Annotated in this window: 13 protein-coding genes, 1 pseudogene, 1 riboswitch and 1 other annotated feature; of the genes and pseudogenes, 9 read left to right on the forward strand and 5 right to left on the reverse strand. The window is 31.1% G+C overall.

Annotation, left to right across the window (positions count from 1 at the left end; translation table 11 throughout):
* Positions 1 to 224: 224 nt before the first annotated feature.
* The 4 genes from KTF99_RS04885 to KTF99_RS17015 all read right to left on the reverse strand — a co-directional run bounded on the left by KTF99_RS04885 (position 225) and on the right by KTF99_RS17015 (position 4,594).
* On the reverse strand, positions 225 to 1,505 hold the full coding sequence (locus tag KTF99_RS04885; RefSeq protein ID WP_003538054.1) for a glucose-6-phosphate isomerase: 1,281 nt from the start codon (positions 1,503 to 1,505) through the stop codon (positions 225 to 227).
* A gap of 1 nt (position 1,506) precedes the next feature.
* Entirely contained in the window at positions 1,507 to 1,884 is a 378-nt protein-coding gene (locus KTF99_RS04890) for a CvfD/Ygs/GSP13 family RNA-binding post-transcriptional regulator (RefSeq protein ID WP_003538055.1), read from the reverse strand.
* 442 nt (positions 1,885 to 2,326) lie between these two features.
* The gene (locus KTF99_RS17010) at positions 2,327 to 3,784 is read right to left on the reverse strand and encodes a diguanylate cyclase domain-containing protein (RefSeq protein WP_272222515.1); all 1,458 of its coding nucleotides are present in this window, start codon (positions 3,782 to 3,784) and stop codon (positions 2,327 to 2,329) included.
* Positions 3,785 to 3,796: 12 nt separating this feature from the next.
* A complete protein-coding gene (locus tag KTF99_RS17015) occupies positions 3,797 to 4,594 on the reverse strand; it encodes a PAS domain-containing protein (protein ID WP_254210092.1) in 798 nt (265 codons plus the stop codon).
* A 977-nt stretch (positions 4,595 to 5,571) separates the two neighbouring features.
* On the opposite strand from KTF99_RS17015, the gene KTF99_RS04900 reads away from it, so the two are divergent.
* The 4 genes from KTF99_RS04900 to hpf all read left to right on the forward strand — a co-directional run bounded on the left by KTF99_RS04900 (position 5,572) and on the right by hpf (position 8,072).
* Entirely contained in the window at positions 5,572 to 5,823 is a 252-nt protein-coding gene (locus tag KTF99_RS04900) for a NifU family protein (RefSeq protein ID WP_003538057.1), read from the forward strand.
* 156 nt (positions 5,824 to 5,979) lie between these two features.
* Positions 5,980 to 6,114, forward strand: a complete 135-nt coding sequence (locus KTF99_RS17370) for a hypothetical protein (protein ID WP_003538058.1) — start codon at positions 5,980 to 5,982, stop codon at positions 6,112 to 6,114.
* Positions 6,105 to 6,206, forward strand: a riboswitch (SAM riboswitch). (Overlaps the previous gene by 10 nt.)
* A 66-nt stretch (positions 6,207 to 6,272) precedes the next feature.
* Positions 6,273 to 7,415 (forward strand): methionine adenosyltransferase, encoded by a 1,143-nt coding sequence (gene metK / locus KTF99_RS04905; RefSeq protein ID WP_003538059.1) that lies wholly within the window; start codon positions 6,273 to 6,275, stop codon positions 7,413 to 7,415.
* A gap of 126 nt (positions 7,416 to 7,541) precedes the next feature.
* Positions 7,542 to 8,072 (forward strand): ribosome hibernation-promoting factor, HPF/YfiA family, encoded by a 531-nt coding sequence (gene hpf / locus KTF99_RS04910; RefSeq protein ID WP_003538060.1) that lies wholly within the window; start codon positions 7,542 to 7,544, stop codon positions 8,070 to 8,072.
* A 22-nt stretch (positions 8,073 to 8,094) separates the two neighbouring features.
* On the opposite strand, the gene KTF99_RS04915 is transcribed toward hpf, so the two are convergent.
* A complete protein-coding gene (locus KTF99_RS04915; protein ID WP_003538061.1) occupies positions 8,095 to 9,039 on the reverse strand; it encodes a TIGR01212 family radical SAM protein in 945 nt (314 codons plus the stop codon).
* Positions 9,040 to 9,175: 136 nt separating this feature from the next.
* Here KTF99_RS04915 and KTF99_RS17505 point away from each other — a divergent pair.
* From KTF99_RS17505 to KTF99_RS04935, 5 genes and pseudogenes are all read left to right on the forward strand, one after another.
* Positions 9,176 to 9,497 (forward strand): annotated as a pseudogene (locus KTF99_RS17505) (ATP-binding cassette domain-containing protein); the annotation flags it as partial.
* Between the two features lie 330 nt (positions 9,498 to 9,827).
* A complete protein-coding gene (locus KTF99_RS17510) occupies positions 9,828 to 10,901 on the forward strand; it encodes an ABC transporter permease (protein WP_336244688.1) in 1,074 nt (357 codons plus the stop codon).
* A gap of 1 nt (position 10,902) precedes the next feature.
* Positions 10,903 to 12,774 carry an ABC transporter ATP-binding protein/permease gene (locus KTF99_RS04925; protein ID WP_029479797.1) on the forward strand — a complete coding sequence of 624 codons (1,872 nt, stop codon included), beginning with the start codon at positions 10,903 to 10,905 and terminating at the stop codon, positions 12,772 to 12,774.
* Between the two features lie 51 nt (positions 12,775 to 12,825).
* Positions 12,826 to 13,033 (forward strand) — a binding site (T-box leader).
* 36 nt (positions 13,034 to 13,069) lie between these two features.
* Positions 13,070 to 15,466 (forward strand): leucine--tRNA ligase, encoded by a 2,397-nt coding sequence (leuS, locus tag KTF99_RS04930; RefSeq protein WP_029479799.1) that lies wholly within the window; start codon positions 13,070 to 13,072, stop codon positions 15,464 to 15,466.
* A 241-nt stretch (positions 15,467 to 15,707) separates the two neighbouring features.
* Positions 15,708 to 15,971: a hypothetical protein gene (locus tag KTF99_RS04935; RefSeq protein ID WP_003538066.1), complete on the forward strand. Its 264-nt coding sequence runs from the start codon at positions 15,708 to 15,710 to the stop codon at positions 15,969 to 15,971.
* Positions 15,972 to 16,320: the final 349 nt, after the last annotated feature.

Consider the following 16,320-nt stretch of genomic DNA (forward strand, 5'->3'; position numbering starts at 1 on the left):
GCTGACCCTCTGCTTGTAAGGCAGATGCTCTCCCAACTGAGCTAAACCTCCAGTGCCTTGGTGCCTAAATATATTATCATTTACTTTTCAATTAGTCAATAAAAAAAATTATAATAAATTAATTTTTTTATAATTAGTTTAATATAATAAGCACTTCTTTTACATTTTGGCCATATTTTAAATATTTATGCAAATGAAAAGACGATCAAAGATCGTCATAATAATTAATAGCCTGGTTTACCAAGTAATTTAAACATGTTTGCTTTGTACACTTCAACACCTGGTTGATTAAATGGGTTAACACCAAGTAAATATACAGACATAGCACATGACATTTCAAAGAAATATACCATGTAACCAAAACCATAAGCATCCATTTTATCTAAAGTAATCAAAATGTTAGGTACATTACCAGTATTAACATGAGCATCAACAGTTCCTTCACAAGCTTTTTTATTTACATAGTCTACAGATTTACCTGCTAAATAATTAAGACCATCTAAATCATCTTTATCACTAGGAATAGTGATATCTCCAGCTGGTTCTTTAATTTGCATGATTGTTTCATAAAGAACTTTTGTACCTTCTTGGATAAATTGTCCTAAAGAATGTAAATCAGTTGAGAAAGTAGCACTAGTAGGTAAGATACCTTTACCTTCTTTACCTTCTGATTCACCGTAAAGTTGTTTCCACCATTCAGCTACCATAGCTAGTTGTAATTCGTAAGTTACAAACATTTCAGCAGGGTATCCGGCTTTGTGTAAAATCTGGCGAGCAACACCATATTTATAAGCATCATTTTGATCAAGATCAGCATTACCGTATTTTTCCATCGCATCTTTAGCACCTTTTAACATTGCATCTACATCAATTCCAGCCATTGCGATTGGGAATAATCCTACTGGTGTTAAAACTGAATAACGGCCACCAACATCATCAGGAATTACAAATGTCGTATATCCCTCTTCAGTAGCCAAAGTTTTTAATGCACCTTTAGCCTTATCTGTTGTAGCAACGATTCTTTCTTTAGCTCCAACTTTACCGTATTTAGTTTCGCACATTTCTTTGAAAATTCTAAATGCGATAGAAGTTTCTGTAGTTGTACCTGATTTAGAAATTACATTGATAGCAAAATCCTTATCTTTAATATAATCAGCTACTTGTTTAATATAATTTGATGAAAAAGTATTTCCTACATAAATGATTTCAACATCATTAGTTGGATATAATCCGTTGATTGCTTCAATTGCTGCACGTGCACCTAAGTAAGATCCCCCAATACCACAAACTAGTAACACATCTGTTTTTTCTCTTAGACTAGCAGCTGTTTCTTTAATTAATTCAACTTCAGCTTTATCATAATTTTCAGGTAATTCAACCCACCCAAGAAAATCATTACCAGCTCCAGTTTTGTTGTGAATCATATCATGGATTTCTTTTACTTTGTCCTTGTATGATTCTAAATCCTCGCTTAATTTAGCTTTAGATAAATCTAATGTAATCATTTTAACTTTCCTCCGTGATTCCTTGTTTAAGCCATTTTTCCATGGCAAGAGCTAATGGTTTGAAACCATTAGGCGTTTCAACGATTAATCGTCTAGGATTCTTATAGTAAACACGTTTATTGCGTCTACGATAACGATTATCAATGGCTTTCAAGCTAAGTTTAGCATGGTTAGTTTCCTGATCAAAATCAATAACTTTTACTTTGATTGATTCACCCACCTTAACAAAACTATCGATGCTTTTAACGAATTTATCAGATATTTCGGAAATATGTATTAATCCTGTTGAATTATCTGGTAAACTGGCAAAAGCTCCATATGGCTGGATACCAGTAATTTTGACATCAATGATATCACCGCGTTTAATCTTTTGGCTCATTTAATAATCACTCCCTGCGTGGATATTATAGCACAAAATAAATAAAATTATTTCATTTTTTATAAATAATACAAAAATCATTGATAAGGCAATAGATTCAATAAATTTAGTATATTTTTTTATTAAGTAAAAGAATACATTTTTAAGGTTGTTAAAATTAAATTTAAGCTAAGAATAAAGTATTACGCCATCTAGAACCAGGAATAACAATTTAAAGAATGTAGTAGAAGAATAGTTATTCTAAAATTATGTGAAAAGGAAATGAATGATTTGCTGGTAGAAGTAAGATGGCTTTACTAGTTTTAAAAGACGATTAGAGAATTAATGAATATAAATAGGCTGGAATTATTGTCCAGCCTATTTGTGTATATAAGATTATTTTCTAAATATCTTTAAATTACTGATATATTTTATTTATTAGTAGTCTAAAACAATAACTAGATTACAATTTTGATACTTGGTCACTTAATCCTTTATGCTTTAGAAAGATTGATATAATTTGCGATATGAGAGTAAGTATTCTAAGCTCTTCTTTTGTCCATATTCGTTTTCCTGTACATTCATCAAAGCCAACGAAACCGGCAATCATTTCCTGCTCATAATACGCACACTGTAGTGTAGAATGAATTCCTTGGGCTTCAAACAGTTGTCTTTGTTTTTTGCTTAATGACGTGACATCATGACAGTAGAAGATAGAATTTTCATCGAATACTCTTTCATATTCATCCATATCATGATAAGAAATATTTTGTAGTTGTTCTTTTACAGCGGTGATCCCTTCATTACACCATTCATATGTATTGGAGCAATGTTCTTTGTCTGTCATGGTTTCGAAAATATAAGCACGGCTTACGTCATAGCGTTTTCCAGTAATTTCAAGAATCAGATTAATAGCTGTTTTTAAATCTTTGTTTTGAAATAGAATACGAAAGGCGTAATCTGCTAATGAAACAGATGTTTCACTATAAGATTGTTGTGAATCGATAGTTGCACCTAGTGAAGAATATGCGGTAATACTTTGCTGATTACAAGATTTTTCATTATATACGATATATGTATTCTTGCCTTGGATTTTGGCTTGGTAAAGGGCTTTATCAGCATTTGCATACAATTCCAAAAAATTATGTCCATCTTTTGGATATAAAGCGATACCAATACTGCTTGTTACCTGAATCTTACTTTTCTCTTTGTCAAATAGATGGGCAAATGTTTTTTGTAGTTCTTCAGCTTTCTTTTCTGCATCTAAGTGGCTAGTAATATTTTTCATGAAAATAATAAACTCGTCACCACCAATTCTACCAACGACATCACTATCACGTACTTTCTTTTTCATAGCCGTTGCCATTTCACCTAATACCATATCTCCAGCAATATGTCCCAATGTATCATTGATTTGTTTAAAATTATCTGTGTCAATCATGAAGAGTGCTCCCTTAGAGTCATGATGTTCAATAATAAAGTTTTTTATTTGATTTTCGGTTTCAGAGCGGTTGTATATCCCAGTTAATGCATCTTTTTCTGCTTTATGCTGTAATGTCTTTATTTTTTGTCTTTCATCTGTAATATCTAGACCCATACTATAAAAACAAGGGATACCATCCCAGCTGTCCCTTTCATCTACGTAGCATAATGTCAGTGTCCAGATACGTTCTTCTTTATTACGGGTATAGACTCGTCCCTCGAATACAACGCTCTCTTTTGAATTTCTTAATTTATGAACAATCTGCTTGGCTCTTTTTAAGTCCTCAGGGTGCATATAGCTTTTTAACTCATAACGTTCACTTTTAAATTGTTCTTTTGTATAACCAATCATTTTAAGAAAAATATCATTGCACCAGAGAATTGAAGAATAATCCCTTGCATCAACACGTACCATCGCGGCAGAAATGGTTTTTAAAATTGCTTCTCGTTCTTAATCTTTCTTTGCTAGCTTATATTCAGTACTATAAGTGTCATGGGAAAGCTCAATACGGGCAGAGTGGCCATGCCAATTCAACATACGATCCTTGATAATAAAATTTCTTTTTAATAAAGGGTTATAAAACTCCCATTCATAAGTTTGATTCTTTTTTAAATATTTATTTGTACAGAAAGGACAGGGGGAACTTCTACCTTGTATGATTTCATAACACTTTTTCCCTATTGCTTGTTCAGCTCTAGTACCAAGCGTTTCACATGCAACTTTATTTAAATATAGAAGTTCATATGTGTCAATATCACTGATATAAACATTTCCGGCATTTTCTGCCATCATCCATTGAAAGTTATCTATATATACATTTTTAGTTGAAATGAGTGTATTCTGTGTATTGATCAAATTACTAATATCGTTATATGCAATTGTTATTACTTCGAAAGAAAGTGAAATAGATAATTTAATCCATTTTATTTCATCATGTCTAAAAGGAATTCGGATTATACATTCTTGATGTAAATCACGATGCTCTTGCAACTTTGCTAATTGATTTTCAAGAATAATAAAATCATCTGTATAAGGTTTGTAGTATGTTTTTAAATCCTGCCAAATCATTTTAAAATCTTTTTTTTCATGCCCGGTCATTTTATAAAAAGCATCATTTGCCCATATAAATGAGAGTTTTTTATCAGGTTTGTGTTTACTAATTGGAGTTGCCAGAGTATTTAAATATTTTTCTAAAATAGCATTTTCATTAATCGACATTTTCTTTGCAGTATTTTTATTGTTCATCATAACCACCCCTCCTGATATATCACATTTATATCACACATATCATTCTTTTATTATAACATAGTAATTTGAAAACGCTATCTTTTCGTTTTGCTGAATAGTTAATGAAGTTAAAATGTAATATTGAAATATCTAATAAAAAATATTTTACAATAAATTTTTGTTAATTTTGGTAGTGGTCAGATAGTATAATGATTTAATAGAGAGACTAAAATTTGATAGAAGCGAAGGTATTATAGTAAAGTTTTGTTTTGGTAATTAAGTCATAGAGGATTTTTTATGAAGAATGAAATATTTTATGAATATGAATCATTAGAACAGAGTAGGAAATAGAGGGATATTTTTGTTATTAAGAACAAAAAATCAAAACATAATTAAAAAGATTGACTTCATTATGAGTGAGAAATCAATCCTTATATTTAAATTAAAATATTGTGTCTAGCTTTGTAATTTTAGCATATATGTACGTAGTTAGAACATTTGTCAGACAGATAAAGAACCTCAGTTTAGTGGGGCTCTTTATCTGTGTTACATGTCCTTTTGCATGTTTGAGAAATGAGAGTTTTGGGACTTATACTCATTTCCCGGATATATTATATCAAAATAAAAAGAAGAATGAAAAAATAATGCACTATTTTTTATCCCGTAATAGCTGATATATTCTTGCAAAAGAAAAACAGTCATTTTTTTATATAAAAAAAATAAAAAAGTTAAACAATTAATAGTGATGAAGAATTAATAGTGATGAAGATAGGATATTTAGTAGTAATGGTCTTTATTAAGTATCTTGTTTTACAACACCGTCATTACAGTGTTTTTCATCCGACAGTTAGTCGATTATAATATAGATCATCTAAGTGATTTTTATGGTTTTTAGTTAAAATCATATTATCCTAGTAATTTTCTTAATTAAAGTGTATATTTATTTAAAAATAATTTTTTTGTGGTAAAATAGATAAGTGCTAAAGGAGTGAAGGACAATGGAAAATACAAGTACAATTGAAGAAGTAGAAAAAGTAATTAACAAATTAAGACCGTACTTAAATCGTGATGGTGGTGACATCGAATTAATAGATTTTAAAGATGGCATTGTTTATGTGAAGATGTTAGGTGCCTGTGCGGGTTGTTCAATGTTAGATGAAACTTTAAAGGATGGTGTTGAGCAAATCTTAATGGAAGAAGTACCAGGAGTTTTAGGAGTGCAAAATATTTTAGAAGGAACTGAGTATTAATTTAAAACAAAGTTGAGACAAAAAAAGATTCATTCCATGCTAAAATATTAGTATCTAATAAATTGCTTGCAATAATGTCTTAGATATATTATTATGTATTTGTTGTTTTAAGGAATATTATTTTTTAATTTATGCAAACTAAGTTAAGGTGATAATATGAAGAATGTAAGGCAACAAAAAATGATTGCCAGTATCTTATTAGATATTGGACTCGATGACGATATTATTGAGGTAATAACGTCACTAACTAAAGAAGAAATAGAACAAATAAATAAAAAAGACTCTTATTAAGAACTACTAGATGAAGATCGATGATGTAGTGGCAACCCTATATTAAATTAGAAGGTGCCTAACTGAGCAAGTTTATACTTGAACAATGAGAGAAGGCTTCCTAACTATGTATGCTTTCTCTTTAGGAAGCTTTTTTATTTGTAGAAGGAGAAAGAAAAATGAAAGAAAAAGTATTATTTACCTCTGAATCAGTTTCAAAAGGGCATCCTGATAAAGTTTGTGATCAAATTAGTGATGCTATCCTTGATGCGTGCTTAAAAGAAGATCCTAATTCACGTGTGGCCTGTGAAGTTTTTGCTACTACTGATCTGGTAGTTATTGGTGGAGAAATCACAACTACTGCAGAAGTTAACTATGAGCAGGTAGCTCGAGATGTTTTAAAGGACATTGGATATGATGATAGCGATAAAGGAATCGATTATCGGACTTGCAAGGTTCAGGTAGTAATGGATTTACAGTCTCCTGATATTGCTTTAGGAACAAATGATGAAGTTGGAGGAGCGGGGGATCAAGGAATCATGTTTGGTTACGCCTGTAAAGAAACAAAAGGGTATATGCCTTTGCCGATTTCAATTGCTCATCATTTGGTTCGTTATGCAACTGAAAAAAAGGATACTGGAGAATTTAAGTCAGCCCGTCCTGATATGAAAGCTCAAGTAACGATTGATTATACCGAAAGTACTCCTAAAATTGATACTATTTTAATGTCGATTCAGCACGATCCTGATTTTGATGAAACTGAATTCAAACGTTATATTAAAGAAGAAATAATGGATGCAGTTGTAAGAAAATATAATTTAAACACTGATTATAAAGTGCTGATCAATCCAACTGGTCGCTTTGTTATTGGAGGACCGCATGGTGATACTGGCTTAACTGGGCGAAAGATTATTGTTGATACATATGGTGGGGCTGCTCGCCATGGTGGTGGGGCTTTTAGTGGAAAGGATCCATCCAAAGTTGACCGTTCAGCTGCCTATATGTTGCGTTATATTGCTAAAAATATTGTTGCGGCAAATCTTTGTGATAAATTAGAAATTCAGGTTTCTTATGCTATTGGAGTTAAAGAACCTACTTCAATTTTTATTGAGACGTATGGAACTGAACATGTTGACCATGATATAATCCTAAAAGCAATCAGAGATAACTTTGATTTAACTCCAGGAGGAATCATTAAAACGTTAGATTTACGTCAACCATTGTATCTAAAAACAGCTGCTTATGGACACTTTGGTCGTGGGGATAACAATCTTCCATGGGAAGAGTTAGATAAAGTAGAAATTCTAAAAAAATATTTATAGATAAAAATGCTCGATTTATTCGAGTGTTTTTTGTTTATGTTAAATTTAGGGAAATTTTATCAATAATTTGAGTGTTATTTTACAAATATATATTGTATAATATGTTTATACAAAGGAGGAATTCTTATGAAAATCTCAGTAAGAGGAAAAAACATTGAAATCACAGAGGCTATCGAAGCAAAGATTTCAGAAAAACTATCTAAATTAGATAAGTATTTCATCGTAAGTGACAATGTTGAAGCAAAAGTTTTATGTCGAGTTTATCCTTATGGACAAAAACTTGAAGTTACGATTCCTACTGAATATGTACTTTTAAGAGCAGAGGTCGTAGATGATGATCTATATAATGCTATGGATCTAGTTGTTGACAAATTAGAAGGACAAATCAGAAAGTACAAAACTAGACTAAGTCGTAAATCAAAAGATAATAAACTTGCGTTCAACCTATCTTCAATTGAAGATGTTGAATCTGAAGAAGATGTCTTGGTAAAGGTTAAGTCAATTACCCCTAAACCAATGGATATGGAAGAAGCAATCATGCAAATGGAATTGATTGGTCATTCATTCTTCGTTTATCGTGATGTTGAAAGTGATTCAATTAGTATCGTATATCGTCGTAATGATGGTGATTATGGTTTAATTGAAACTAGTAATTAATAATTGAATAATAGAAAAAGCCCTAAATGGGCTTTTTTATTTTACAACCTTGATAATAATCTTTAGCAACCATTAATTTATCAATATCATTTAAGATAGTTACTTTACGAATTGACCATAAGGGAGCGACTAAATCTGAAATATTTCCATCTCCGGTTAATCTTTCAATAACAATATTTTCTGGGATGTAACTTAATTGTTTGACAACTAAATCAATATATTCGTCACGACTCAGGATTTTAAAAGGCTGTTGTAAATATAACTGATGTAATTTTGTTTTTTCAATGACATAAAGCATATGGATCTTTAAGGCTTGAATGTCCAACTGCCCAACCGCCTTTGCTGTTTCAAGCATCATTTCATATGTTTCACCAGGTAGACCATTGATAATATGTACACAGACATTAATTTTTAATTTTCGTAATTTATTCAAGCCGTCTAGGAAGTCTTGATAATTATGGCCACGATTGATTAGTTCACCTGTTTGATCGTGAATGGTCTGTAAACCTAATTCGACCCATAAATCGCAGCGATTATTAACTTCTGCTAAATAATTTAAAACATCGGTTTCCAAGCAGTCTGGCCGAGTTGCGATGCTGATTGCAACCACATTTTTTTTATTGATAAATGGCTCGATACAAGCTTTGATTTTTTTTAATGGGCCGTATGTATTAGTATTGGCTTGAAAATAAGCAATATATTTACAATTTGGCCATTTATTTTGAAGAAGCAAACTAACATTACTAAATTGTATTTCTAATGAATCCTGGATATTTCCGGCAAAATCACCTGAACCAGTGCTGCTACAAAAAATACAGCCGCCCGTGCCTTTAGTACCGTCGCGATTTGGACAAGTAAAGCCCGCATTCAAACTAACTTTGGCAACTTTACTTTGATATTTATTTTTCAGATAATAATTAAAAGTATGATAGCGTTTATTATCATCACTATATTTAAATAAGTTCATTTTATCACCATTGCTATTATAACATAAGGAGGACGTTATGGCATTACAACTTATTAATATTACTAAATTTTATAAGTATGGAAAAAAGAGACAACGCGTTATTGATGATCTAACAATTAAATTTCCAAGTAGAGGGATGATAGGAATCATTGGTCAAAGTGGTACAGGGAAATCAACTTTGTTAAACATTATTGCGGGAATTGAGCGTCCATGCAATGGTCAGGTATTAATTGATGGGCATAGGCTCAACTATCAACAAATTAGAATGTATCAACGTGATTATATTAGTTATGTTCAATGCTTTAACAATAAAAGAGAATTTAATCTTAATTACAAAAATAAAAGGTATTGATTTAAAGCAAGTGTCTGGTCAATTGGAGGAATATTGTCGAACTTTAAAAGTAGTTGAATTGTTGGAAAGATATCCCGATGAACTATCGGGTGGTCAAAAGCAGCGAATTGGATTGGTTCGAGCTTTCTTGTGTAATACACCAATTCTTTTAGCAGATGAACCAACTGGAGCATTAAATGATAAATTAAGTATTGAAGTGATGAGACTTTTAAAAAGGTATGCCAAGGAGCATTTAGTGATTGTTATTTCGCATAATTCTCGATTAATTAAACAATATACAAAAATGATTGTAGATCTTGATAAAAAAAAGAATTATTATAATTTTAGTAATGAACGATATCATAAATATTCACCAATAATCATAAAAAAGCAGCCAGGTCGACTGCTTTTTTATTGTAAAAGGCAACTCAAATATCAATTTAAAAAGATAATAATGATGTTTGTATCACAAATATTTATTATTCTAGCTTTTGTTTTATTATTAAGTGCTTTTAATGGTGGATGGCAATATTTAGAAAAAAAATTTGAAGAAGACCCATTAAAAAGAGTTATTGAAGTTTCAAAAAATGATTATATTAATAATATCTTTGAACGCAAAGAAATTAAAAAATTTGAGAAGAATAATAAAATAGCAAATGTTGCTTACAAATTAGTATTTAGTAATGGAATTTTAAGCAGTTATGATGAAGAGTTAGACGTTGAGGTATATCAGATATTTAAAACTAAAAAGTTAGATTATATTTCTGGGAAATATCCTTCAAAAGAGAATCAAATATTAATTAATCAGACAACGGCAAAGAAGTATAAATTAAAAATAGGTGAGAGAATTAATTTTGAAATTAATGATGATGAATATGAATTTACTATTAGTGGAATCATTAATGATCATATTAATATAGGGACTAATCTTTATTTAGAACAACAGTATTTAGAAGAAGAGTTAAATGATGATTGCCTGGATAAAACAGTTTTAATATTTCATAGTGATCAAGTAGATGCTGTGATAAAAGAATATCAAAAAGATTATTTGCTGATTAATCTACACGGTGATTATATTGACAACTATCGATCAATTTTTGATATCACTAGATTTGTGATTTTCTTATTTATTGTAATTAGTTTTGCTATTTCATTAATTTTAATTTCAGTTATTCTTAAAACAATTTTTATTGAACGAAAAAGAGATACTAGTCTTTTATTGGCTAATGGTCTTGGTAAAGGTAAAGCAATTAATTTATTTTGTCGTGAAGCAATTTTGATAGGAGGGCTGATTGGAAGTGCGGGAGCAATCTTAGCAATGGGCGTATTAAGATTAATTGAGCTATTTGATTTAAGTGATTATTTATTTAACATTCCAAGGTTGTTTGTCTTACCGAAATATATTTTTACAAAATATGATTTATATGTAGTGTTGATTGTTATTTATATAATTGCATGTTATTTAGCAGGGTTACAAGCTAGTCTTAAAATAAACAGAATGGATATTAGCATATTGTTAAAGGAGAACTAAAATGCTGGAAATTAAAAATTTAACTAAAAGATATGATGAAACTATTATTAAAAATTTAAACATAATATTACCAAGTACGGGATTGATCATAATAGTAGGAAATTCTGGATGCGGAAAAACAACATTATTAAATCTAATTGGTGGAATAGATCAAGATTATGAAGGAGAAATATTATTTGATCATCAAGATATTCGAAAAATTAAAAAGTATTGTCGTAGGCATATTGGTTTTATTTTTCAGGATTTCAATTTAATTAATTGGCTAAATGTCAAAGAAAATTATTTGTTAGCAAAATTTTTTACTAAAATTTCATATAAAAGAGCAGTTGAAGATCAAGAAGAAAAATTAGAACTCCGAAAACTGAATAAAAAAAGGGTCAAAATCTTATCTGGTGGACAAAAACAACGGGTTGCATTACTTCGGGCGATGATTAAAAATGTTGATATTTTATTGTGTGATGAGCCAACAGGTTCTCTAGATGATAAAAATGCAAAGATGGTTTTTGAATTATTACATGCAGAAGCTAAGGAACGACTTGTCATTGTTATAACGCACAATGAGCAATTAGCTTATCAATATGCTGATCAATGCTTTTCTATGCAAAATGGACAATTGATTGGGAAGTATCGCCGGGATAAAAATAATCATTTTTATTCGCGTTTAGTCAAACAGCATTCACCATTAAAATTATATCAACTGGCATTGTTACAATATCGTGCTAATTTGGGTAGAAATTTAAAAATATCATCTGGTATTACAGTAGCTTTGATTTGTATTATGATTACCTTTACACTGAGTGGATCATTACAAACCCAAATAAAAAGACAGCTTGATTCTATATTTCCAAATCAACTAATTTCGATTCAGAATGTACATAAAAAATTACTTAGTTATCATGAGTTATTTTCATTATCAAATTTAGATATGAATGAATTTATCTATGGGGAACCAGCCGATTATGAATTTATGGGAGTATCACTGCAAAGTGATTATGAAGTTGAAAAAACAATCTATATCAGTGATATGACTAAACCAATAAAAAGTAGGAATTTGGAAATAGGACGTGAAACAAAAAATAGTAATGAAATAGTTTTATCAAAAACAACGGCAACACATCTTAATCCTGATTATCAAAAATTATTGAATCAACAATTATATGGATATTATTTAAAGGACGATCAAATTAAAGGAGTCTCACTCACTGTTGTTGGAATAGGGAAAGATGTAACTGCTTTTGACACAATCTATATTAATGAATTAGCTAATCTCGATCATATTAGCCAAGCTTTTGCGATTGATAAGAAACGATTATTGTTTCAATTAGCTATGATCAATTTAAATAGCAAAGCGGATCTTGATGATCTTTTAATGGATTTAGAAGATCAGTATAGTCAATTTGAATTTAAAGTTGCAGGAGAAAATATTAATGAAAGAATAGATACATTTATGTTACAAATTCAAAGAGTTCTTTTACTATTTTCTTTATTGGCTATAGTAGCAGCATGTTTCTTAATTGGGGAAGTGTTATATTTGTCTGTTATAGAAAAAACAAAAGATATCGGTATTTTTAAATGTATGGGTGCGAGTAAATTACAGATCATGAATTTAGTTTTATTAGAAAGTTTTACTTTAATTAGTGGAGCGTTTATCTGCTCTTATGTATTTTTTTATCAATTAGTTAATTTAATTAATCAGCTTGTTGAAAATGAGCTGCAGCTTGATTTATCAGGAGCGTTTATTCAAATTGATTATCAGTTAGTAATTGCTATCTATTTAGGAGCATTATGTTTTGGATTGTGCAGTAGCTATATTCCCGCCTTTTTGGCAGGCCGGTTAGATCCTATTAAAGCATTAAAACAACCAAATTATTAGTAATAAAATTTGTTGCATATCAGCCTTTTTATGTTATAATATTCTAGTATTTGAAAGTCGATGAATAGGACTAGTAGTAATTGACGTTTTTTATAGAGAATCAGTGGCTGGTGGAAACTGATAAAACGGGTTATGAACTCACCTAGGAGATGCAGCGGGGAATTAAGTAGTCGTTGTCGTTAACTGCGTTAAAGTTTTGAGGGCTAGGTCTTTTAGACTTGGAACTAAGGTGGTAACGCGATTAAAAGTCGTCCTTAGATAGGATGATTTTTTTATTTTAAGGAGGAATTATAAAATGCCGTTTGATCACAAACAAATCGAGCCGAAATGGCAAAAATATTGGGATGAGCATAAAACATTTAAAACAGACTGCTACGATGATAGTAAACCAAAATATTATTGTGTGGATATGTTTCCATATCCGTCAGGGAATGGTTTACATGTAGGGCATCCAGAAGGGTATACTGCAACAGATATTGTTTCAAGAATGAAAAGAATGCAAGGATACAATGTTTTACATCCAATGGGATTTGATTCATTTGGACTTCCTGCAGAGCAGTTTGCTATTCAAACAGGACATCATCCAGCTGAATTTACTAAAAAGAATATTGAGGTATTTAAGGGACAAATTAAATCTTTAGGTTTCTCATATGATTGGGATAGAGAAATCGCAACTAGTGATCCTGAATATTATAAATGGACACAATGGATTTTTACAAAACTTTATGATGCCGGTCTTGCTTATGTAGATGAAATTCCTGTAAACTGGTGTCCAGAACTTAAAGCTGTTTTAGCAAATGAAGAAGTTATTGATGGAAAAAGTGAACGTGGGGGATATCCGGTTATCCGTAAGCCGATGCGGCAATGGGTTTTAAAAATTACTGAATATGCTGAAAGATTGCTTGAAGATTTAGATGATCTTGATTGGCCTGAAGCAACAAAACAAATGCAGCGAAATTGGATTGGAAAATCAGTTGGAGCTAATGTTGATTTTAGGATTGATGGAACAGATAAAATATTTACAGTCTTTACAACTCGTTGCGACACTTTATTTGGTGCAACTTATTGTGTTATGGCACCTGAGCATCCATATGTAGCTGAAATTACTACATTGGAACAAAAAGAAGCTATTGAAGCTTATAAAGAAATTTGTGCAAGTAAATCAGATTTAGAAAGAACTGAACTAAACAAAGATAAAACAGGTGTTTTTACAGGAGCGTATGCAATTAATCCTGTTAATGGTAAGAAAATTCCTATCTGGATTTCTGATTATGTACTAGCAAGTTATGGAACTGGTGCAATTATGGCAGTACCAGCACATGATGATCGCGATTGGGAATTTGCTAAAAAGTTTGGAATTGAGATCATACCTGTTTTAGAAGGCGGAAATATTGAAGAAGCCGCTTATACTGAAGATGGATTACATATTAATTCTCAATGGTTAGATGGACTAGGAAAACAAGAAGCGATTGATAAGATGATTGCCTGGTTAGAAGAGCATAAGTGTGGAGAAAAGAAAATTTCTTATAAGTTAAGAGACTGGTTATTTTCTCGTCAACGTTATTGGGGTGAGCCAATTCCAATCGTACATATGGAAGATGGAACAATGAGAACCGTTCCGGTTGAAGAATTACCATTAGAATTGCCAGCTACTAAGAATTTTCAACCCCATGATAGTGGTGAATCACCATTAGCTAACTGTGAAGATTGGTTGGAAGTAGAGATTGATGGTCAAAAAGGTCGTCGTGAAACTAATACAATGCCTCAATGGGCAGGATCTTGCTGGTACTATATTCGCTATATTGATCCACATAATAGTGAAGTTATTTGTGATCCTAAATTGTTAGAAAAGTGGTTGCCTGTTGATTTGTATGTAGGTGGTGCTGAGCATGCTGTATTACACTTACTATATTCTCGTTTTTGGCATAAAGTATTGTATGATGCTGGAGTAGTGAAATGTAAAGAGCCATGGCAAAGATTATTCCATCAAGGAATGATTCTTGGAGATAATAATGAAAAAATGTCTAAATCACGTGGTAATGTTGTTAATCCTGATGATATTGTTGCTTCTCATGGTGCAGATTCATTAAGATTATATGAGATGTTTATGGGACCATTGGAAGCTGCTCTTCCTTGGTCAACAAATGGATTAGATGGTTCACGTAAATGGTTAGATCGGGTATATCGTTTATTTATCGAACAAGATAAATTAAGTGATGAAAATGATCATAGTCTTGACCGTGTATATCATCAAACAGTTAAAAAGGTTACAGATGATTTTGAAACATTAGGATTTAATACTGCTATTTCACAAATGATGATCTTCATTAATGAATGCTATAAAGCAGAGACAGTATATAAAGAGTATGCATTTAATTTTATCAAAATGCTTTCTTGCATTGCTCCTCATATTTGTGAAGAAATGTGGCAAATGTTGGGACATGATAGTTCGATTGCATATGAAACTTGGCCAACATATGATGAAAATATGTTAGTGAGCGAGACAGTTGAAATGGGTGTTCAAGTTAACGGGAAACTTAGAGCCAAGATTCAAGTGACTAAAGATACTGATGATGAAGCTGTGAAGGAAATTGCGTTTGAACAAGAAAATGTTAAAGCTCATACTGAGGGTAAAAATATTGTAAAAGTGATTGTTGTAAAAAATAAAATTGTCAATATTGTTGTTAAATAGTTATAAATAAAAGAGACTGTAACGCATTAAAATTGATATGCTTCTTTCTGGGGAGACAAGTGAAATAATAAAAACTTGTCACTTAGGAGGAAGCATATTTTATGTCTAAAAGAAAAATATCCATTGAGGATAAGGTATATGCTGTAAATTTGTATCTAGATGGAAAAGAAAGCCAAAATCGAATTGTATCTATGTTTGGTGTCAGCAAGCTGTTTTAGATTATTTAGATGGTCGTGGTTCCTTGGATGATATTTGTAAAAAATACGGAATTTGTCCAAGATTGAAGTTACAACTCTGGATAAAGAAGTATAATAATCATGAAGAGTTAAAATCATCTGAAATAGGAGAACACACTATTATGACAAAAGGAAGAAAAACTGCATTTGGAGGTTGTACAGAGAAAGCTCTGAAAACGAACAAAAAAACAGACGGATTACTGATGAGATTGAAAAGCTCCATACAGAGTCACCAGATAGAGGATAATGAAGAATTAGAGATGATCTAGAATCTTATCATGACATTGATGTTAATGATAAACGAGTACTACGTACTACTTAATATCAAATCAACTATTAAATACTCTACTAATGGATGTACAGGACAGGCTGTAAATCCTCAATATATAGCTAAAAATTTACTTAATCGAGAGTTTACTACCGATGCACTAAATGAGAAACGGCTCACAGATATAACAGAATTCCATTATTATATCAGAATCGAAAAACATAAAATTTATTTGCAAATCGCATAAAAACTGCCAGTAGATAATCTACCGGCAGGAAAAATTTTATATTTTTTCAATTGTCTACTTGACAGGTTGCAGTTCACTTTAGACGTTACAGCCTTTTTTAAAT

Origin of the sequence: Erysipelatoclostridium sp. MSK.7.34 (assembly GCF_019041935.1) — a bacterium.
GTDB lineage: Bacteria > Bacillota_I > Bacilli_A > Erysipelotrichales > Coprobacillaceae > Thomasclavelia > Thomasclavelia ramosa.